This is a genomic window from Flavobacterium silvaticum, assembly GCF_012911565.1.
GTDB classification, from domain to species: Bacteria; Bacteroidota; Bacteroidia; order Flavobacteriales; family Flavobacteriaceae; genus Flavobacterium; species Flavobacterium silvaticum.
In genome coordinates, this window is the sequence record NZ_JAAMPU010000107.1 from 161,113 (window position 1) to 182,172 (window position 21,060).

Genomic DNA, 21,060 nt, shown 5'->3' on the forward strand with positions numbered 1-21,060 from the left:
TCCTTTATTTTATCTACCTGATAAATAAGTTTTTAGATAGTTACTTATTTTGTTCGAATCCATATCGGATGGCTGCTTCGAGAACATCCACGTTAATGTTTTTCAGGGTTTTGAATTTGATGCAATAGCCCGTGACGCTGGCCTTGCCAATATCTTTCCCATAGGTTTCTGACAGGTACTTTTTATCATCTATGCCAAGAATATATACAGAAATTCCGGTGGTGTTCGCACTGACGCCTATCTGGTAAAATTCCCTGGCCGTGCCGTCGGCATATTTCATAATCCGGAATCCGTACCCGATATTTGGGTTCGATACCATTTTGCCCTGTTCGTTCAGCCCGTCGAGGAACCACAATTTACATTCGGGATTTATCTTCAGGATACTCATGTGCAGGGCTTGCATATCAGTACGCTTTGCATCAGGCTGGCTGTTGATGTATGCGTCTATTTGTTTTTTTACATCCATAAAATTTTGTTTTGCTTGCCTTTAGGCCAAGGCAATCCGATTTACATCTTCTCATTCAGCAACATCATGAATTTGAGTTGCCAGCTCATCATCTTGTTTCCATAGCCACTCACGGTGTCGCGGAATTCCCGTTTGGGCTTTTCCATTTGATATTGCATAAGCAGGTTGTGCTCCTGGAGCAGGCTTTCGTAATATTTCTGGTCCCATTTTTTAAGCCCGGTATTTAAGCCGCCTTCCTGCATATATCTTTTTCCATCGTGATAATCCTGATAAAAATTAATTTTTCCCATCGACAGGCATATATAGGCTTTACCGTCAATGACACGCAGCAGCATGCCGCGGTTGGTGAAATATTCAGATGGCCATTCCTTGCTTTTGCATTTGACGTTCCGCTTCATCTCGCCATTGGGATAGAAGATATCGAATTCGTGGTACTGATTCCAGTCAGTCCTCATATACAGGTCCGGAAGCGGATTATGGTTCTGGGCATCTTCAAGCGTGGCGTAAAAAAGGTTGTCCTTGTCGTCGTACTTTTGATTGGTTTCCTGGGCAGATGCCGGAATCAGTGAAATCAAAAACAGAAAGGCAAAGAAGAATGACATTTTTTTCATATACAGGGATTTTTTTGAGTTGAGGACTAATTTAATGGAAAATAAAAGATTCCGTACATGATTCATAGCTGGTGCTTGTAAAAGAAAAAGCCAGGCATTCACGCCCAGCTCTCATTATTAATTATTAATCGTTACTTATTAATTCAAACCTCTTCCTCTTTCTGTCCCATCATCATCAAAAAGGCCTTTAGAAACTCATCGATCTCACCATCCATAACGGCATCCACATTACTTGTTTCATATGAGGTACGAACATCTTTGACCAGTTTGTAAGGCTGCATCACATAGTTACGTATCTGCGAGCCCCATTCGATCTTCATCTTTCCGGCTTCTATATCACTGCGCTGTTCCTGTTGCTTTTTGAGTTCGATTTCATACAACTGCGATTTCAGCATCTGCATGGCACGTTGGCGGTTATCGTGTTGGGAACGCGTCTCGGAACACTGGATCTGGATTCCCGTAGGTTTGTGATATAATTGGACTTTGGTCTCGACCTTGTTTACATTCTGTCCGCCGGCACCACTTGATCGGGCGGTCGTGATTTCAATATCTGCCGGATTGATTTCGATTTCGATCGTATCGTCGACAAGCGGATACACATAGACCGAAACGAAGGAAGTATGTCGCTTGGCATTACTGTCAAAAGGGGAAATGCGGACCAACCGATGCACGCCGTTCTCGCCTTTAAGCCATCCGAAAGCAAAATCGCCCTCGATTTCCAACGTCACCGTTTTGATTCCGGCCACGTCGCCTTCCTGGAAGTTAAGCTCCTTTACTTTGTAGCCGTGTTTTTCGGCCCACATCAAATACATCCGCATCAGCATCGAAGCCCAATCGCAACTTTCTGTTCCACCGGCTCCGGCTGTGATTTGCAAAACGGCACTAAGGGAATCGCCTTCGTCCGAAAGCATATTGCGGAATTCGATGTTTTCCACATGGGAATTGGCTGCCGAATAGGCTTCGTCGAGTTCTTCTTCGGTCAGTTCACCTTCGCGGTAGAATTCATAGGCCAATTGCAGTTCGTCAGATAGCGAAATGCTTTTTAAATAATCGTCAACCCATGCCTTCTTGCCACGCAGCACTTTAACGAAAGCTTCAGCCTCACGGGCGTTGTTCCAGAAATCCGGGGCAAGGGTCTTTTCCTCGTCGTTGGAGATTTCTATTAGTTTTTTATCGATGTCGAGATACTTGCGTAGTGCAGAAACACGTTCGGATATATCTTTTACCTGTTCGGAATTTGTCATATTATGATGTACTTTTGTGTTCCTTTTTCGCAGATGGAAGTCATTTCCGGCACCGGTCGGACACAAATGCAAAAGTAGGACAAGCGCACAACTTATGGAAATAAATTTAGTCAGCGATACCGTCACCAAACCCACACCCGAAATGCTGGAGTATATGTTCAAGGCCGAAGTAGGCGATGACGTATATAAACAAGACCCGTCCATAAATGCATTGCAGCGCATGGTTGCCAATGTATTTGGGATGGAGGATGCTTTGTTTTTTCCGTCCGGCACCATGGCAAACCAGACCGCGATCAAATTACATACGCAACCCGGTGATCAGTTAATCGCAGACAAATATGCCCATGTTTTCAACTTTGAAGGCGGAGGCGTTTCGTTCAACAGCGGTGTTTCTTGCAAATTACTCGAAGGCGATCGTGGTATGATTACGGCTGCACAGGTTGAATCTGCCATCAACAATCCGGAATTCTATCACAGCCCGAAAACGTCATTGGTTTGTGTCGAGAATACGACCAATATGGGTGGCGGTGCCTGTTATGATTTGAACGAGCTTAAAAAAATCCGACAAGTTTGCGACAATCACAACCTCAAATTCCATCTCGATGGTGCACGTCTGTGGAATGCGTTGGTTGCCAAACGCGAAAACCCGAAAGAATACGGACAGACGTTCCATACTATTTCGGTCTGTCTTTCAAAAGGATTGGGCGCACCGGTAGGATCGTTATTGGTTTCGGATGCCGCTACAATCGAACGCGCCCTCAGGATTCGCAAAATACTTGGAGGCGGCATGCGTCAGGCGGGTTATCTCGCGGCTGGCGGAATTTACGCCTTGCAACATCATGTGGGCCGTTTGGCAGAAGATCACCGACGCGCCAAAGAACTCGCACAGATTCTCGCTCAGCTTCCTTTCATCCGCAAGGTCGAACCTGTAGAAACAAATATCCTGATTTTCGAGATCGATTCCAGAATAGGTGAGCAGGCTTTCATTGAAAAGCTCAAACAGAAAAACATCCACATCAGCGGTCTTGGTCAGGGCAAGCTTCGTATCGTAACGCATCTGGATTATCGTGAAGTGATGCATAGCTATGTGGTGGAAGCATTGCAGAAATTGACTTTTTAAACGGAGAGCTGCCGTTTCAGTAATGATGTCGATTTTTTAATCTGGAATGCCGTTTAGAAAATGAACAAAGTAAAATATTGGCGCGAGAAGAATAATCTTACCCAAAATGAACTTGCCGATAAATCAGGATTATCTTTAAGAACCATTCAACGGATTGAAGCCGGAAGCACATTGAAAGGATTTTCATTGCATGCCCTGGCAAAAGCTTTGGAAACGAATCCTCAAAATTTATTCCCGGATGAAACCCAAAGCATTGAGAGGGCCAAACTGATCAATTTATCTGTCCTTTCCGGTTTGGTCATCCCATTTGGAGGAATCATTTTTCCACTCCTCTTAACGTCAAAAACCCAGGATGCATTCAATAAAAACATCGGTAAGAAAATAGTGGAAGTGCAAATCATCGTGACGTTCCTTTTATCTGTTTCCTTGATAGCCCTACCGTTTTTCCAAAAAGAATTTCAAATCAGAAAGCCGCTTTTCCTGTATGTATTGATCGTTTTTCTGATTGTGAAATTGGCCATCGTTATCTATAATGGAGTGGCTCTGAACAAATACAGTAAAATCTCAATTGCGCTGAAAAACAGCTTTTTATAAAGAACGACAGTAAAATGGCGTAAAAGTGTCGTCCCGCCTTTTCGGGAAATCAGAAAAATTTGCCACAACATTGCATAAAAAAAAGCAATGAAATTACTTAAGAAAATGGTACTGGCATTTTTGGTTCTGATTACGCTCACATTCCTTTTTGGCTACGTTTATTTTGACCGTAAATTTTCTCCGGACAAAAATTATCTGCACGTCACCAATGAAAGCGGAAAAGTTTTCGTCCGGTGGGAAACCGAAGAGAAAAAGGTAATGCTTTTGCCAATTCATTTTAATACGGATACCACAACGTACTACATGCAATTCGATACCGGAAGTCCGTACACTATGTTTTATAAAACGCCAGTTTCAACAATCAGCCAGATTTCAAAAAGCAAAATGACGGCAAAGTGTCGTTTTAGAATCGGCAATTGTGAAGTAAAATCAGACTGTTTTAAAATGATTGATTTTGGGGAAAAAACGAATGAAGGCCAATTGCCTGTAATTGGTACAATAGGAACCGATATCTTGGAAAACAGAAAAACACTTTTGAACTTAAGGGAAAATTATGTGGTTTTCAATCTGGGTTCAGTTCCGGATCATATTAAAACCAAAACGTTCAGGTTCCAATTCAAAAAGCGAAAGATTATCATTCCCGCAATGTTGCAGAATCAGAAAGAAGCGTTTTTATACGATTCCGGTACAAGCGGTTATGAACTTCTGACCAATAAAGAAATTTGGGAAAGACTAAAGTCGAAAGATTCCAAAATCAAACAGGAAAAAGGAAAATCCTGGAAAAATATCCTGACTACTTACACGGCGGAAACGAATGAAAACATAGCATTTCCGAATACCGCGATTCCGCTACATGAAATTACGTATGTCGAAGGATATTCCAAAGCCCAGTACTATTTGATGAAATTTTCAGGAATGTCCGGAATGTTGGGGAATAAGCTCTTCCTGCAAAAGGAGCTTTACATTGATGCTGAAAACAGGCAAATGGCCATTGAATAGAAAGATAGGAGGCCTTTCTTTTATTTGTCCGTCATCCAAAAAATCCGACCATAAGCTTCAATGCCTCCGCTGAATGCATCTTCTCACCATTCTCAATCGATTCCTGTGTAGCCATGGCGGCTCTTTGGCGCATGTTGGTTTCATAAACGGCAATGGCTTCTTCTATTGAATCGGATGTATCAGAAGTCAAAGCTTCACTCAATTCCAAAGCGTCGAGCATAGCCATATTCGCGCCTTCTCCGGCAAATGGCGGCATCACGTGGGCTGCATCGCCAATAATCGTCAGGTTGGGCCATGCTTTCCACGTTTGGTCCAGTGGCATATAATATATTGGTCTTGGGATAAAAGGCATTTCAGCTTTTCCGATAAGTTCCTGCCAGCTGTCGCTCCAGTTTGAAAAGGTTTTGGTGAACCATTCCAGGACTTGGATTTTGTTCGAGAAATCGACTTTTGTGAATGAATCCAAATTGGTTTTCAGGCTTAGGTAAAACCCGATGTTGCCGTTGCCTTTCTGTCCGCCCAGGATACATTGCTCATTCCCGAACGCCATTATTTTCCCGCCGTCAAGCAGTTTATACATATCAGGTGTGGTTTTCGAGGCGTCATGGACGTTGACTTCGATCATGGTGATTCCGGAATATACAGGTTTGATTGGAGTGATGTACGGACGGATTTTGGAATTGGCACCATCGGAACCAATTACAATATCGGCGTAAGCGGATGAACCATTTTTGAAATGTAAATTCCAACCGTCGCCTTGTTTGTCCATTGAGATAAAATGGCTGTCCCATACCACTGTTTCAGGCTTCAGCGAATCCAGAAGCATATTGCGCAACGGACCGCGGTCTATCTCCGGACGGAAATGTTCGTGCCCGAAATTTTCGTGGACATTGGTATCGTGATCGCTGAATGCAATAGTACCGTGGTCGTCCGCAATGACCATTTTATCTGCTCCCGGACGGAATGTTTTCCGGAACACATCGAGCAATTCCGCTTTGATTATGGCCGCCAGTCCCGATTCTTTGTGCATGTCGAGAGGCGAACCCGTAACACGTGCCGTAGCATCGAAATCCCTCTCATATACCTTTACGTCTGCGTCCTTGAGTTGCAAAAGACGCGCTAATGTAAGGCCACCCGGGCCTCCGCCAACGATGGCGATTTTTTTGTCTTGTAATTTCATGTGACAAACCTACTCCGGCAAAAGCGTCGAAAATTGTATAAATCGGTCGTTTTCATTTTTGAGCAATTCTTTTGGGATCACACCTGAAAATTTCCGGACCTGTTTGATGAAGTGGCTCTGGTCTGCAAAATTCAATTCCGGAAAAAGGTTGCCTTTGGCCAGATGGCCGAGCGATTCGCGAAAACGAAGGATGTTGCAATACGATTTGAGTGAAAGCCCGAATTGGGATGTAAAATATCGGTTGATCTGACGGCTGTTCCAAAATACGGCCTCTGAAAGTTGCCTGACAGTCAAATTTCCCTTATCAGCGTAAATCAGTTGGAATAACCTGAGTTTCCGGTCATCGGTTTTATCCGGCAAAAGCGCAGTGATTTTAGCAGCCGCTTTTTGACAAAAGTTGTCGAAATCCAAAAGATCGTTTTGATCAAATCCCCAGAAGTCATCGGGCAGGTATTCGGCATAATCGAGTAAATTCGAAATCCGGTTCGGGAAAAGCAATTCGGTTGCCGGAAGCTTGAAACTGACGGCACACATCAACGTATCCGCTTCAAGGATTACAGGCTGCGGAAGTGTTTCAAGCCCTGAGAGCATGATATGGAACGGCTGTGTCCCGGTTTTGGAAAGGATCAGGTCGACGCGGCCGTCTGGCAGGACGACAATTTCTTTGTCTTTGCCTGTAGCATTGTGCAATAACCAAAAACTTTCGACAAAACCCGAAAGTGATTCATCAGGCTTTACGATTCTGAACAGGAGATTGTCTTCCATTTTTCATCAAGCCATTGTACTGTTTACTTTTTCGAGCAGCTCATCAATCATATGCGTATTCGGATCAAGCTCTTTTGCCTGCTTGAAACAGGATGATGCTTGTTCTGTATTTCCCAGATCGAGATGATAAATGCCGAGGTTTCTGTATGCATAGGCATTTTTTGGATCAAGTTCCATTGATTTTTGAATATCGTCCAACCCGGATTGTGTATCGCCGAGCTTGATTTTGGATAGGCCGCGGTTGTTGTACGAGTAAGCGAATTCAGGATCTGTTTTGATTGCAAGGTCGAACAACGGAATCGCTTTTTTAAATTTTCCCTGCAGATTCAGGCAGTAGGCAAGGTTGTTCAGCGCATATTTGTGGTTGGCCCGGGCATCGAGTGCTTTTTCATAGCATCCTATCGCATTTTCGATATCGCCCTGGTCAAAAAGGGCATAACCGTACCAGGTCAGCTCATCTGGATTCATGCCACCTTTTGACTCAAGCATACGCAAGTGCGGCAGCGATTGGCCGTATTGCTTTAATTGCATATGACATGAAATTTTTTGGCGCAACGTGTGCCTTTTTGATTTGATTTTTGGAGGAAGCATCTCAAATTGTGCTATGGCACCTTTATAATCGCCTTCGGCATATAATTTCTGGAATTTACCAAATCCCTCCCCATATGTCATCAAACGGATACATGCCCTTACGTTCGTTCCGTCGTTATGGACGTAGGAACCATTGGCAAGCTGGATTTTATTGGAATTTGGAATAAGATTGTACAATCCGTCAAACACAGCCATAATAAAGAATATCACTGTAATCAACGTTGCCGTATCGCCCCAATTCCAAACGATGCATGCAGATAATAAAAATACGCCTGAAAAGAAAACCGATAAAGGGCCGCCAAGTGTATAGATCAATATATGGCGAATAGGTATTCCTGTTGCTGTGGGGCTGCAAAGACCTTTTTTCCAGATGGTTTTATAATTAAACCAAAAATCAATATTCCCAATGGAAATTTTTCTGCTTGCTTCCGTGTTCCCATAAGAACCCAGATATACGGTTACTTTTTGTCTGGTAAGGAGCAATGCAGGAACGGCATGTCCAAGTTCGTGGATGAATACAACAAGATAACGCAAGGGCAGGATGAGTGCGACACATAATAATATGAAAAGTAGCTTCATAATACCCCTGTCATCGAATTTAATTTAGAATCCCAGATTTCCCATCCCCGGAATATTCGGCATCCCTTCTTTGGCGACCGCTCCAAGTTCCGCGTCATTGACAGCTGTAGCCTTTGCGATGGCTTTATTCAGAATCAGTATCAGATAATCTTCAAGCTGTTCTTTGTCCTCAAGCAATGAATCGTCTATGCTGATCGATTTCACGGCGCGGTTTGCCGTCAGCGTAACTTTCAGCAATCCGTCGTTGCTTTGTTCATCGACGAGGACCGAATCGAGGCGTTTTTTGGTTTCTTCTATTTTTTGTTGGGTTTCCTGAAGCTTGCCCATCATACCCATTAAATCTCCGAACATGGTTTTTGTTTTTTTGCGAAGGTAAGCAGAGTACGTCAATTTAGGGCCATTTGATTTATGATCTGGGTTGTTACTTCATTTTCTGTTACTTAAAATAGCGTAACGCCAATTTGCGTAACACATCGGGGCTTGACGGCTGGACTTAGTTAAAAATATCAATTAAACGAAATGTTCAAGCTTCTGCAACGCCCCAAAAAAATCCCTTACTTTAGTCCATTCAAAGAAAAACCAAACTATGCCTGATAAAATACTTCCGCCTGTAGCCGCCAAAAAACCGCACAGGCTGGAAAAACACGGAGATGTGCGAATTGACGATTACTACTGGCTCAACGACCGCGAAAATCCGGAAGTGATTGATTACCTCAATAAAGAGAATGACTATTACCGCGAAATGACCAAAGACACGGTCGGTTTCCAGGAAAATTTATTTCTTGAAATGAAAGCCCGTATCAAGGAAGATGACGAATCTGTTCCATATTTCTACAATCAATATTGGTATATTACACGTTTTGAAACCGGAAAAGATTACCCGATTTATTCCCGAAAGAAAGGTTCTCTCGATGCGCCGGAGGAAATTTTATTCGATTGCAATGAAATGGCAAAAGGGCATTCGTTCTTTCAATTGGGCGGAGTTAGCATCAGTCCGGACAATCAGCTTGCGGTTTTTGGGACGGATATCGTGGGAAGAAGAATCTATACGCTTCGGTTCAAGAATCTGATTACCGGCGAAATTTTTTCCGAAGAAATCGAGAATGCGGCTCCGAATTGTGTGTGGGCAAACGATAATAAAACGGTTTTCTATACGCGTCAGGATAAAAAGACGCTTCGGTCTGATACCATTTACAAACATAAGATTGGTTCCGATGCGAAAGACGATGTCGTGGTTTTTTATGAAAAAGACGATACGTTCCATATTTCGGTGAGCAAGGAAAAATCACGCAAGTATCTGGTGATTGCTTCCATGAGTACGATGACCTCTGAATTCCGGATACTCTCTGCTGACGAACCGGACGGCGAATTCAGGGTTTTCCAGAAACGCGTCCGCGGATTGGAATACAGCATTTCCCATTTTGAAGATGCGTTCTACATCCTGACCAATAAAGACGAAGCGACGAATTTCAAATTGATGAAGACGTCTCTCGATAAGACCGGAATGGAGCACTGGACGGAACTGATTCCGCACAGCGAAGACGTTTTGCTTGAATCTGTCGATATGTTTCGCGATTATCTTGTCATTGAGGAGAGAAGCAACGGCCTGAACAAGATCCATATCAAACCGTGGAATGGGGAAGGTGATTATTATCTGCCGTTCGAAAGTGAAACTTATACTGCGTTTACTACGACAAATCCTGATTTCAATACGGAAATCCTGCGCTATGCGTATCAGTCACTCACTACGCCATCTTCTGTCATCGATTTCAACATGAAGACGAAGGAAAAGACAGTGCTCAAGGAACAGGAAGTGTTGGGCGGAAAATTCAATAAGGATAATTATAAGGAAGAACGCATTTGGGCGACGGCGCAAGACGGCACCAAGATTCCGGTTTCCATGGTCTATCGCAAGGAATTGAAACAGAACGGAAACAATCCGCTGTTGCAATATGCGTACGGATCTTATGGCTCGTCGATGGATGCACATTTTTCAAGCACAAGGCTTTCTCTTCTCGACAGAGGTTTCATTTACGCCATCGCACACATTCGCGGAGGTGAAGACCTGGGCCGCAATTGGTATGAAGACGGAAAACTGCTCAAAAAGAAAAATACGTTCACCGATTTTATAGATTGCTCGCGCTATCTGATACAGAAAGGCTATACATCGCCCCAACATTTATATGCAGAAGGCGGATCGGCCGGCGGATTGCTCATGGGGGCGGTTGTGAACATGGCTCCGGAATTATATCACGGCGTCATTGCGCAGGTTCCTTTTGTAGATGTCGTGACCACGATGCTCGACGAAGACATTCCATTGACGACGGGCGAGTACGACGAGTGGGGAAATCCGAATGAAAAAGAGTACTACGACTACATGAAATCGTACTCACCTTATGATAATGTTAAGAAACAGGATTATCCGAATATGTATATTTCGACAGGGCTTCACGATTCCCAGGTTCAATATTGGGAGCCGGCGAAATGGATCGCTAAGTTGCGCAGTGTCAAGACCGACGGGAATTTGTTGTTCCTCGATACGAATATGGATGCCGGTCACGGAGGTGCATCGGGCAGATTTGAAGCATTAAAAGAACTGGCGCGCGAGTTTAGTTTTTTACTACATTTAGAAAAAATTAAATCCTGATTAGATTTTTTTGTTAAATTTGCAAGGACTCAAGGTATGCCCAAAAAGCAACTTTCCTTGACTAATTATTTTTTTATGAAAGAAGAAATAAAGGCCTACAGTAATGTCCTGGAACTTATCGGAAATACGCCACTAATCAAATTAAACCGCGTTACCGAAAACTTAGAAGGGAATTTTTACGCTAAGGTTGAGGCTTTCAATCCCGGACATTCCACAAAAGACAGGATTGCATTATATATCATAGAAGAAGCAGAAAGACAAGGTATCCTCAGCCCGGGAGATACCATCATCGAAACCACATCGGGTAACACAGGCTTCAGTCTTGCCATGGTAAGTATCATCAAAGGTTACCATTGCATACTTGCCGTCAGTTCAAAATCATCACGCGATAAAATCGATATGCTACGCAGCATGGGCGCCAAAGTCTATGTTTGCCCGGCACATGTTTCTGCAGACGACGAGCGTTCTTATTACAATGTAGCCAAGAGGCTTCATGAAGAAACAAAAGGCTCGGTATATATCAACCAATATTACAACCAGCTTAACATAGATGCGCATTACAAGACCACAGGCCCTGAAATCTGGGAACAGACAAACGGCCAGATCACGCACCTTGTAGCTTGCAGCGGAACCGGCGGAACTATTTCAGGAGCCGCGAAATTCCTTAAAGAGAAAAATCCGAATATCCGTATCCTCGGTGTCGATGCTTTTGGATCTGTGCTTAAGAAATATCATGAAACCAAAGAATTCGATGACAAGGAAATCTATCCGTACCGAATCGAAGGACTTGGAAAAAACCTGATTCCGTCGGCTACCGACTTTGATCTGATCGATAAGTTCATCAAAGTTACCGATGAGGAAAGTGCACACACAACGCGTGAAGTCACTAAGAAAGAAGGTTTGTTCGTCGGATATACTTCAGGTGCCGTGGTGCAGGCTATCAAGCAATACGCCGAAGAAGGTGAATTTACCGCCAACAGCAATGTAGTCGCTATTTTCCCGGATCACGGTTCGCGTTACATGAGCAAAGTATTCAGCGACGAATGGATGAATGAACAAGGTTTCTTTGACAGCGTCAATGCGGAAGAAGCACAGAAAATTGAATTCATCAAGTAATCGCTTTATGGTATAGAATAAAAAATCCGGATTGAATGTCCGGATTTTTTATGTCGTATCAGAACCAATACAGATGCATCTCGGCCAGAAAGTGTTCATCGGTTACCGGAAAGGCTGAACCCAATACGGAATCGATGCCGCATTTGGGACAAATAGCTGTTTCTGTCCCGTCTTTTTCCCTGATCCAATCCTGGATCTCCATTGGGCTGAATGTCTCCATGAAATGGAAACAGCCGCATAAGTGATCGCCCAAAAGATCAGCCTTGTTACGCATCGATTCTTTATGGGCGAATTCCAAAAAATCGTTGGTATATTTTTTCGGACATGGGCGATGGGTGTTTTCTTTTTTAAGAACCTAATAATCGTGACTTACCCACATTCAACAGAATAGGAAATCAGATCAACTCCGCCACATGTTTTGAAATATTCTCCGATATCTTCTGTGTCGGCAAATCGTTTTCATCTGTCCCGAACGGATCTTCTATTTCTTCGGCAATCAATTCCAGACTTGCCAGAACATAAAAGATAAAAATGACGATCGGCCCAACGAGATAGCCAAGGCTGAACGCATAGCCAAACGGAAGCGTGATGACGTAAAAGAAAATAAATTTCTTTATAAAGGCACTGTAAGAGTAGGGAATAGGCGTATTCTTGATTCGTTCGCAGGCGCCGCAGATATCGGTAAACGAAAGCAATTCAGGATTGATGAACAGCAGTTGCTCGCCGGAAATACGACCTTCACGATACATTTCATTCGCCCGCTCCATCATGGTTTTTGCCACTTGGTTCGGCTTGTGTTTGTGGTGGTCGATTTCAAGATCGAGATCGTCAAACAATTGTTTAGAGGTTTCCTCATCTTTCAAATGGGCGTTGAGCACAAAGGCATAATCGGAAATAGCCTTGCGGAAAAAAGCCCGGTCGTGTTCATTGGCGCTTACCGAAGCGATTTTCATGGCCAGGTTGCGGCTGTTATTGACAAGCGAACCCCACAGCCGTCTGCCTTCCCACCATCTGTCATAGGCCGTATTCGTCCGGAAAACAAGCAATAGCGAAAGCACGAATCCGAGAAGGTTGTGCATCAGGTTGAAATTGCGCAGGTAATGATCGCTTCCCAATTTCCAATGTTCGACTTCGAGATAACCAACGAGTCCGGCATAGATGCCAATTCCCAACATCATTGGGATAAGCTTGATAAACGTATCCGATTTATGGAAATTGAAAATAAACGAAAGCCAGTCTTTGGTGGAATACGAATGCATAAACTCGGTCAGATTGTTTTATGGGTTGGAATCTGAACCAAAAATAAAGCAAATTTCAGAGTTAGCTGCAGCAGGATCAAAAAGAGAGATTTCCCGCAAGTTCGCGAAGCGCTACTTCGGATACTTTTGCATTGTACCTGGCAACACTGTGCCGGACCTGTGCATTGAGAAAATTAAGTTGGGCCGTCCTGTATTCAATGGTCGGAATAGTGCCGATGCGGTATTTGTCCATCGTAATACTGAGGTTTTCTTTTGCGATCTCTTCGTTTTTGGCTTCCAGATCGATCAGGCTGATATTGGTCAGATATGTTTGATACGCCGTACCAAGTTGGGCAATTACGGCCTGGTTTTGTTGTTCGGCGGCTAATTTGGCGTTTTCGATAGCTATTTTTGCTACTTTTTCGTTCCTGTTCTGATTGAAACCGTTGAAGATAGGAACGCTCGCGGTAAATCCATACGTAAGCCCTTTGGCCGATGTGGATGTGGTAAAACCAAGGCTTGATTGGGTTTCGGCAAAATTATATCCGGTACTGACCCCAACAACCGGATAACGTTGCGCTTTGATGACTTTCAAATCGAATTCGGCCACCTGTTTGGAAATAATCGTGGCCTGAAGCTGTGGGTTTTGCCTGAGAGCGGTCTCTTCCAAAGCCGGAAGCAACAATGTCCTGTCCGTCAGGAATTCGTCCCCAACCTTAAAATCGATTTTGGTATCGCGGGCAAGCACCTGGTTCAACTGGATCTTGGCGCTGGCGAATGTTTCTTTCTGGCGCAACAGATTGGTTTGGTCCGTATTCAGGTCGACCTGTGCGTTCAGCACTTCAAGCTTGCTGGCCTTGCCGATGGTATAACGGTTGTGGGCCAGTTCTACCCGCTGTTTTGAAATCACAAGAGTCGTATCCAACGATGCCAAAACCTGTTGCTGTTGTACCAAATCATAATATCTGTTGACGACATCAGAAATCCGGTCGAGTATCATTCCCTGTAATTCGGCCTGACCTAACTTTTCCAATTCCTGCAAACGGTCGTATCTGGCGAACATCCCGAGGCCGTCAAAAACCGTCCAGCCCAAACTGACGCCATATTGCAGGCTGTTGTTTTTTGCGTTGTTGAGTTCCGTACGTGTTCCGTCGCTTCGGACCTGGGTGCTGTTCTGAAGTCCGTTATTGTCAACCAGATTGGCATTTAACTGAGGCAAAGCACCTGCATTTCCCCAACTTACATTCGTCTGGTCAATCTTTAGATCGTTTTTGGAAATCCGGATATCGAAATTATTTTCCAGGGCGATTTTTATGGCATCGGAAACGGTCAGCAATGGTTTTTCCTGCTCTTGTTCCCTGACCGTAGTTTGGGCCTGGCATATTCCAGATGCAGCTATCGCGATGTATATCAACACTCGTTTCATATTCCTGCCTGTGCTTCTTTTTCGTATTGTTCGGCGTGTTCGAATTCCGGACGATGGACACGTTCACGTGACCACATGGAATAAATGGCCGGGATGACAAACAATGTAAGTATAAGTGAAAATATGGTTCCGCCTACAATGACGACTCCCATCCCTATACGACTTGTGGCTGCGGCTCCAAGTGATAATGCAATCGGTAAGGCACCGAGTGAAATAGCCAGAGATGTCATTAAAATGGGTCGTAAACGTGCTTCCGATGCTTCGACAATCGCTTCCATTTTGGATTTCCCCTGTTCGCGAAGCTGGTTGGCGAATTCCACGATCAGGATTCCGTTTTTGGTTACAAGCCCAATAAGCATCACGGTCCCAATCTGGCTGAAGATATTCCACGTCTGCCCGAAAAGCCATAGCGAAAACAAGGCTCCGGCAACTGCCATAGGAACGGTCAGGATGATAATCAGCGGATCGAGGAAACTCTCGAATTGAGCCGCAAGAATCAGGTAAATCAATAAAAGCGCGAGGCCGAAAGCGAATAAGGTATTTGAGGAACTCTCGACGAAATCACGTGATTCGCCTCCAAGATCTGTCGTAAAGGTATCGTCGAGCACTTTGGCCTTGATGCGATCCATGGCATCGATTCCGTCGCCCATGCTTTTTCCGGGAGCAAGGCTGGCGGAGATGGTTGCAGACATATATCTGTTATTGTGATACAACTGAGGTGGATTGCTTTTCTCATCGATTTTGACCACATTATCGAGCTGTATCAACTGGCCCGAAGTATTCTTTACAAACATTGAGGTCAGGTCCAGTGGCTTGGCGCGATCCTGCTCCTCGAACTGCCCCATGACCTGATATTGCTTGCCGTTCATCATAAAGTAACCGAAACGCTGGCCGCTGAGCGAAAGTTGCAGCGTTTGTGCCACATCAAGCACCGAAATTCCAAGGCTTTGCGCTTTTTCCCGATCGATGGTCACGTTGAGTTCGGGCTTGTTAAATTTAAGATTAACGTCGGTGTTTGAGAATGTCGGATCGTTGGCTGCTTCATCCATGAACTCAGGGATTTTCTTTTGTAATTGTTCGAAATCCTGTGCCTGGATTATGTATTGTATCGGAAAACCTCCGCGTCTGTTGACCGCAATGGTAGGTTGTTCCGAAACACTGACACGGGCTTCAGGATAACGCTTTGTCCATTTGGTCAAATCGGCTGCAATTTCCTTTTGGCTTCGGGTTCGCTCGTCGGGTTCGGTCAGGGCGATGCGGATTCTTCCGCTGTTTACGGCAGAGGAACCGAAACCTGGCGATGTAATGACCAATGCGACTTTCTTTTCCGGGATCGAATCGTCGATCAACCGCGACATTTCATTCATGAACCGATCCATGTACTGATACGTTGCACCTTCGGGTCCGGTTACGTTGACACCGACGAAACTCCTGTCGTCATAAGGTGCGGTTTCTTTCGGAAGGATAGAGAAGAAGAGTACGATAAGGCCAAGACATACTAATATGATAGGGAAACTGAGCCAGCGCCTGCCCATGAATTTCTTTAATGAAGCGGCATAGCCATCGTTCATTTTCTGGAAATACGGTTCGGTCAGGTCGTAGAATTTCGATTTTTTATGGACACCGCCTTTCATCAGGTACGCATTCAGCATTGGTGTCAACGTGAGCGATACGAATGCCGATATCAATACGGCCGCCCCAATCACGACACCGAATTCGCGGAACAATCGGCCCACAAATCCTTCAAGGAAAATAATAGGCAGGAAAACCGCGGCAAGCGTAATCGAAATGGAAATGACGGCAAAGAAGATTTCATTTGATCCGCGAATGGCCGCTTCAATAGGCGACATGCCTTCCTCGACTTTCTTGAAGATATTTTCGGTGACGACGATTCCATCATCCACAACCAAACCTGTCGCGAGAACAATGGCCAGAAGCGTCAGTACGTTTACCGAAAATCCCATCAGGTACATGATAAAGAACGTCCCGATCAGTGAAACCGGAATATCAATCAGCGGACGGAAAGCAATGGCCCAATCCCTGAAAAACAAGTAGATAATCAGGATTACCAGAATCAATGCGATAATCAGCGTTTCGGCTACTTCAGTTACGGAACGTTTGATGAAAACCGTATTGTCAATGGCAATATTGAGTTTGAAATCAGGAGGCAACGTCTTTTGCAGATGATCATACTGCTTATAGAATTCATCGGCAATGTCAATGTAATTCGTACCTGGTTGCGGAATGATGGCAAGGCCAACGAGGGGCAAACCAGATTCCTCCATGCTTGTCTCAAGGTTTTCAGGGCCTAATTCAGCATAACCGATGTCGCTGAGTTTGACGATGCGATCGCCTTGTGCCAGGATGATGATATTGTTGAACTGTTTCGGATCGGACAGGTTTCCCATCGTTTTGACCGTAAGCTCCGTGTTCACGCCAGTGAGTTTACCCGATGGCAGTTCGACGTTCTGTGCTTCAAGTGCCGTACGCACATCAGAAACTGTCACGCCGTATGCATTGAGTTTCACCGGATCTATCCACAGCCGCATTGCATATTTTTTCTGTCCCCAGATTTGGACGGAACTTACGCCGGGAATCGTCTGCAACCGTTCCGCAATCACGTTTTCGGCATAATCGCTGAGTTGCAATACATCACGTGAATCGCTTTGGACAGTCATCGTGATTATAGGTTCTGAATCGGCATCTGCTTTCGAAACCACCGGAGGCGCATCGATATCCTGTGGCAAACTTCGGACAGCCTGGGAAACCTTGTCGCGAACATCGTTGGCCGCTTCTTCAAGGTTTTTTTCGAGCTTGAATTCGATGGTGATATTACTTGAGCCCTGGTTACTCGAGGATGTAATGTTACGGATACCGTCGATTTGGTTGATCGCTTTCTCCAGAGGTTCGGTAATCTGTGATTCGATGATGTCCGCATTCGCACCGGTGTATGTCGTACGAACCGATATCTGGGCCGGATCGATAGAAGGAAATTCCCGGATTCCTAAATACGTATAACCAATCACGCCAAAAAGAATGATCGCAAGGTTCATCACTATCGTCATCACCGGACGCTTTATGCTCGTGGTAGAAAGACTCATTTGGTGATCTGTTTTTGGATCGAGACTTTTACCGGCGTACTGTCTTTGAGTGTCATGACTCCCGTTGTGATTACCGTATCACCGGCTTTGATACCGCTTAAAACCAATATCTCAGCTTGTGTGCGTGTCGCGGTTTCAACCATGACTTCTTTCGCTTTTCCATCTTTTGAAATGAAAACCTTCTTTCCGTTCTGGACTGGGACGACGGCTTCGGTAGGAACCACGATGGCATTGGCAATCTGTTGTAACGGCAAAAGCACATTGGCAAACGTTCCGGGCAAGAGTTTACCATCGGGGTTTTGTGCAATGGCACGAAGACGCAACGTTCTGGTGTCTGTCGCGATTTCAGGTTCTATTGCGTAAATTTTGGCAGAGAATTTTTTGTCCTGTCCGGCAATGGTAAAAGCTATTTCAGAACCCGTCTTGATTTGTGATGCATATTTTTCAGGAACCGAGAACGTAATCTTGACCTGTGAGCTGTTGACCAGTTTGGCGATGACAGTCGTAGGATCTACATATGTTCCGGGGGAAATGGCACGAAGCCCGATGGTTCCTGAGAACGGCGCACGCACACTCGCTTTGCCAATCTGGGCCTGGATCAATTGGGTTTCCGCTTTTGCCGATTTGAAATCTGCGGTCGCGATATCGAATTCCTCTTTGCTGATGGCTTCTTTGTCGAGAAGCAATTTGGCGCGCCTGGCATTTTCCGAAGCAAGGCTCTGTGCTGTTTGCGCTTTTGATAATTGGGCGCGCAGTTCAATGTCGTTTACGGTGAATAATACCTGTCCCTGGCTCACGTGGTTGCCTTCTGAAAACAATATCTTTTCCACGATTCCCGATACTTCGCTCCGTATATCGACCTGTTCGTTAGCCTCGATTGACCCAGCAATTTCAAGATTGTTCTCAAAATTCTGTGGTGTCGCGACAATGCCGGAAAGTGCCGTGGGTTTCTTTGGGCCGTTATCTTTGGCGGTTTCTGATTTATTCTCAGAGATCCGATGATAAATGAGATAGGCAAGACCAAGTGCCAGAATGGTATAGACAATGTATTTTATCTTCATATATAAAGGCGTAAACCGTTGAAGCAAAACTAAGGTTCTGACAAAGCCCTGACGAAACCGTTAGAAATTTTTTAACATCAAGTTGCTTATAAATCTGACGAAATGCATTCGTCATTTAACTGATGTAATTCCAGATGTTCGATTTTCGTGTCAGTTCGTGATAGACTTTTGCAACAATAGCGTGTTCCGGCTTTACCAATGGGGCATCTTCTTTAAGTAATTTGAGTGCGACATTTCTCGCAAGCTGCAGAATATCCCTGTCCCTGACGATATCGGCGATGCGAAGGTTCAAGACGCCGCTTTGCTGTGTCCCCATCAAATCACCAGGGCCGCGAAGTTTAAGATCGACTTCGGCAATTTCAAATCCGTCGTTGGTGCGCACCATGGTTTCCAGACGGGTTTGCGTGTCCGACGACAATTTGAACGACGTCATCAAAATACAATAACTCTGTTCGGCCCCACGACCCACACGTCCGCGCAGCTGATGCAATTGGGACAACCCGAAACGCTCGGCACTTTCAATGACCATGACACTCGCATTCGGGACGTTGACACCCACTTCAATCACCGTTGTCGCTACCATTATGTTGGTTTTGCCTTGGGAGAAGCGTTCCATTTCGGCATCTTTTTCGGCAGGTTTCATCTGTCCGTGCACCATTGAAACCGAATATTGGGGCAACGGAAAATCACGTGAGATGCTTTCATATCCGTCCATCAAATCTTTGAAATCCATTTTTTCTGACTCCTGTATCAGTGGATAGACGATGTACACCTGTCGGCCTTTGGCAATTTCATCCTTGAGGAATTTCCAAACTTTGAGCCGGTTCGAATCATACCGATGCACCGTCTGTATCGGTTTTCTTCCGGGCGGCAATTCATCTATGACCGATACATCCAGATCGCCGTACAAACTCATGGCAAGCGTCCGCGGGATAGGAGTGGCCGTCATGACAAGAACATGGGGAGGTATTTCACTTTTCTTCCAAAGCTTCGATCGTTGCTCGACCCCAAACCGGTGTTGCTCATCAATTACGGCCAGCCCAAGGTTTTCAAACTGCACCTTGTCTTCCAAAAGCGCATGGGTACCTATTAATATATGCAGCTTTCCGGTGATGAGTTCTTCGTGGATGAGTTTGCGTTCGGCAGTTTTGGTCGAACCCGTCAATAGCTTTATGTTGATGCCAAGGCCGTTTGCCAAATCAGATAATCCCCGGAAATGCTGGTTGGCGAGGATTTCCGTAGGTGCCATCAAACAACTCTGGAAACCGTTGTCTAGCGCAATCAGCATGGACATCAAAGCTACGATTGTCTTTCCGGAACCTACGTCGCCCTGGAGCAATCGGTTCATTTGTGCATTAGTCGCCATGTCGTTGCGGATTTCCCTGATGACTCGTTTTTGGGCATCGGTCAGTTCAAACGGCAAATGCCTGTGGTAAAATGCGTTGAAATAGTCGCCTACGACCGTAAAGGCATGACCCTGGATTTTGTGTTTCCGGATCAGGTTGTTCATAAGCAGGCGAACCTGGATGTAAAACAATTCCTCGAATTTGAGCCGGAACTGCGCCTTTGCCAGATGTTCGTTGCTTTTTGGGAAATGGATGTTGAACAAGGCGTCCGGTTTTTTCATCAGGTTCATTTGCTCAATCTGGTAATCGGGCAAGGTTTCGGCAAAATTTCCACCGGTTTCCAGAAAAAGATTTTGCATCATATTCGAAACCACACGGGAAGTGATATTTTTTTTACTGAGGTTTTCGGTAGACGGATAAACGGCCTGCAAAGCCGATCTCAATTGCTGCTGATGCTGGTCGAGCGGCTCCATTTCCGGATGCGCCATGTTGACCTGGTTCCCGAATTGGTTGATCTTTCCGAAAACAACCATCGGAACGTTGATTTTTATGGTGTCGCGGATCCATTTCTGGCCCTTGAACCAAACGAGTTCGAGTTGGCCGGTATCATCAACAAAAGTTGCAGTCAACCGATTTTGTCCGCGTTTGCCTTCGATGGTCTTAAGATGCACTATTTTGCCGATAATCTGGACTTCGGCCATAGTGTTGCGAAGTTCAGCGATCTTATAGTATTTGGTCCGGTCGATGTATCGGGTGGGGAAGAATTGCAATAAATCTGCGTAAGTACTTATTCCGAGTTCCCTGCGAAGCAACTGTGCACGGTTCGGCCCAACGCCTTTGAGATATTCTATGGGAGTTTGCAATTGGTCAGACATAACTGTATGGCGAATAAAAAACGAATATAAGACATTTGGGAATCCGGAAGAAACCGTGACGTTAAATTGAATCAGATGTGCCGGTCGTTTTCGTCGGTTTT

The 21,060-nt window shown here is 44.9% G+C and carries 18 protein-coding genes; 5 read left to right on the top strand and 13 right to left on the bottom strand.

Annotated features, from left to right (window positions below; translation table 11 throughout):
• Positions 1-40 precede the first annotated feature (40 nt).
• The 3 genes from G6047_RS12490 to prfB form a co-directional block, all read right to left on the bottom strand.
• Positions 41-466 carry a DUF1801 domain-containing protein gene (locus tag G6047_RS12490; RefSeq protein ID WP_169527962.1) on the bottom strand — a complete coding sequence of 142 codons (426 nt, stop codon included), beginning with the start codon at positions 464-466 and terminating at the stop codon, positions 41-43.
• A 41-nt stretch (positions 467-507) separates the two neighbouring features.
• Complete coding sequence (locus G6047_RS12495) at positions 508-1,077, bottom strand: hypothetical protein (RefSeq protein WP_169527963.1); 570 nt, start codon at positions 1,075-1,077, stop codon at positions 508-510.
• Positions 1,078-1,220: 143 nt separating this feature from the next.
• Positions 1,221-2,321: a peptide chain release factor 2 gene (gene prfB / locus G6047_RS12500; protein WP_169527964.1), complete on the bottom strand. Its 1,101-nt coding sequence runs from the start codon at positions 2,319-2,321 to the stop codon at positions 1,221-1,223.
• Positions 2,322-2,415: 94 nt separating this feature from the next.
• Here prfB and G6047_RS12505 point away from each other — a divergent pair, with 94 nt between their 5' ends.
• The 3 genes from G6047_RS12505 to G6047_RS12515 all read left to right on the top strand — a co-directional run bounded on the left by G6047_RS12505 (position 2,416) and on the right by G6047_RS12515 (position 5,034).
• A complete protein-coding gene (locus G6047_RS12505; RefSeq protein ID WP_169527965.1) occupies positions 2,416-3,441 on the top strand; it encodes a threonine aldolase family protein in 1,026 nt (341 codons plus the stop codon).
• A 60-nt stretch (positions 3,442-3,501) separates the two neighbouring features.
• Entirely contained in the window at positions 3,502-4,035 is a 534-nt protein-coding gene (locus G6047_RS12510; protein WP_169527966.1) for a helix-turn-helix domain-containing protein, read from the top strand.
• Between the two features lie 87 nt (positions 4,036-4,122).
• The gene (locus tag G6047_RS12515) at positions 4,123-5,034 is read left to right on the top strand and encodes a hypothetical protein (RefSeq protein ID WP_169527967.1); all 912 of its coding nucleotides are present in this window, start codon (positions 4,123-4,125) and stop codon (positions 5,032-5,034) included.
• Between the two features lie 31 nt (positions 5,035-5,065).
• Here the strand turns inward: G6047_RS12515 and G6047_RS12520 are convergent, their stop codons facing one another.
• From G6047_RS12520 to G6047_RS12535, 4 genes are read right to left on the bottom strand one after another with little or no spacing between them, the layout of a single operon-like run.
• Positions 5,066-6,214 (bottom strand): FAD-dependent oxidoreductase, encoded by a 1,149-nt coding sequence (locus tag G6047_RS12520; protein WP_169527968.1) that lies wholly within the window; start codon positions 6,212-6,214, stop codon positions 5,066-5,068.
• A gap of 9 nt (positions 6,215-6,223) precedes the next feature.
• Complete coding sequence (locus tag G6047_RS12525; protein ID WP_169527969.1) at positions 6,224-6,979, bottom strand: helix-turn-helix domain-containing protein; 756 nt, start codon at positions 6,977-6,979, stop codon at positions 6,224-6,226.
• Positions 6,980-6,985: 6 nt separating this feature from the next.
• Positions 6,986-8,149: a tetratricopeptide repeat protein gene (locus tag G6047_RS12530; RefSeq protein ID WP_169527970.1), complete on the bottom strand. Its 1,164-nt coding sequence runs from the start codon at positions 8,147-8,149 to the stop codon at positions 6,986-6,988.
• A gap of 24 nt (positions 8,150-8,173) precedes the next feature.
• Positions 8,174-8,500: a YbaB/EbfC family nucleoid-associated protein gene (locus G6047_RS12535; RefSeq protein WP_169527971.1), complete on the bottom strand. Its 327-nt coding sequence runs from the start codon at positions 8,498-8,500 to the stop codon at positions 8,174-8,176.
• Positions 8,501-8,735: 235 nt separating this feature from the next.
• Between G6047_RS12535 and G6047_RS12540 the strand changes: the two genes are divergently transcribed.
• Together G6047_RS12540 and G6047_RS12545 are read left to right on the top strand one after the other, a co-directional pair.
• A complete protein-coding gene (locus G6047_RS12540) occupies positions 8,736-10,796 on the top strand; it encodes a S9 family peptidase (RefSeq protein WP_169527972.1) in 2,061 nt (686 codons plus the stop codon).
• Between the two features lie 75 nt (positions 10,797-10,871).
• A complete protein-coding gene (locus G6047_RS12545; protein ID WP_169527973.1) occupies positions 10,872-11,912 on the top strand; it encodes a PLP-dependent cysteine synthase family protein in 1,041 nt (346 codons plus the stop codon).
• A 58-nt stretch (positions 11,913-11,970) separates the two neighbouring features.
• On the opposite strand, the gene G6047_RS12550 is transcribed toward G6047_RS12545, so the two are convergent.
• From G6047_RS12550 to recG, 6 genes are all read right to left on the bottom strand, one after another.
• Entirely contained in the window at positions 11,971-12,210 is a 240-nt protein-coding gene (locus G6047_RS12550) for a cytoplasmic protein (protein ID WP_235946542.1), read from the bottom strand.
• Between the two features lie 97 nt (positions 12,211-12,307).
• On the bottom strand, positions 12,308-13,171 hold the full coding sequence (locus tag G6047_RS12555) for a bestrophin family protein (protein WP_169527974.1): 864 nt from the start codon (positions 13,169-13,171) through the stop codon (positions 12,308-12,310).
• Between the two features lie 76 nt (positions 13,172-13,247).
• Entirely contained in the window at positions 13,248-14,576 is a 1,329-nt protein-coding gene (locus tag G6047_RS12560; RefSeq protein ID WP_169527975.1) for a TolC family protein, read from the bottom strand.
• Positions 14,573-17,677, bottom strand: a complete 3,105-nt coding sequence (locus G6047_RS12565) for an efflux RND transporter permease subunit (protein ID WP_169527976.1) — start codon at positions 17,675-17,677, stop codon at positions 14,573-14,575. The genes G6047_RS12560 and G6047_RS12565 overlap by 4 nt, the downstream gene beginning before the upstream one ends.
• Positions 17,674-18,738, bottom strand: a complete 1,065-nt coding sequence (locus G6047_RS12570; protein ID WP_169527977.1) for an efflux RND transporter periplasmic adaptor subunit — start codon at positions 18,736-18,738, stop codon at positions 17,674-17,676. Before G6047_RS12570 ends, G6047_RS12565 begins: the two co-directional genes overlap by 4 nt.
• A gap of 115 nt (positions 18,739-18,853) precedes the next feature.
• Positions 18,854-20,959, bottom strand: coding sequence for an ATP-dependent DNA helicase RecG (gene recG / locus G6047_RS12575; RefSeq protein ID WP_169527978.1), 2,106 nt, complete (start codon positions 20,957-20,959; stop codon positions 18,854-18,856).
• Between the last annotated feature and the right edge of the window lie 101 nt (positions 20,960-21,060).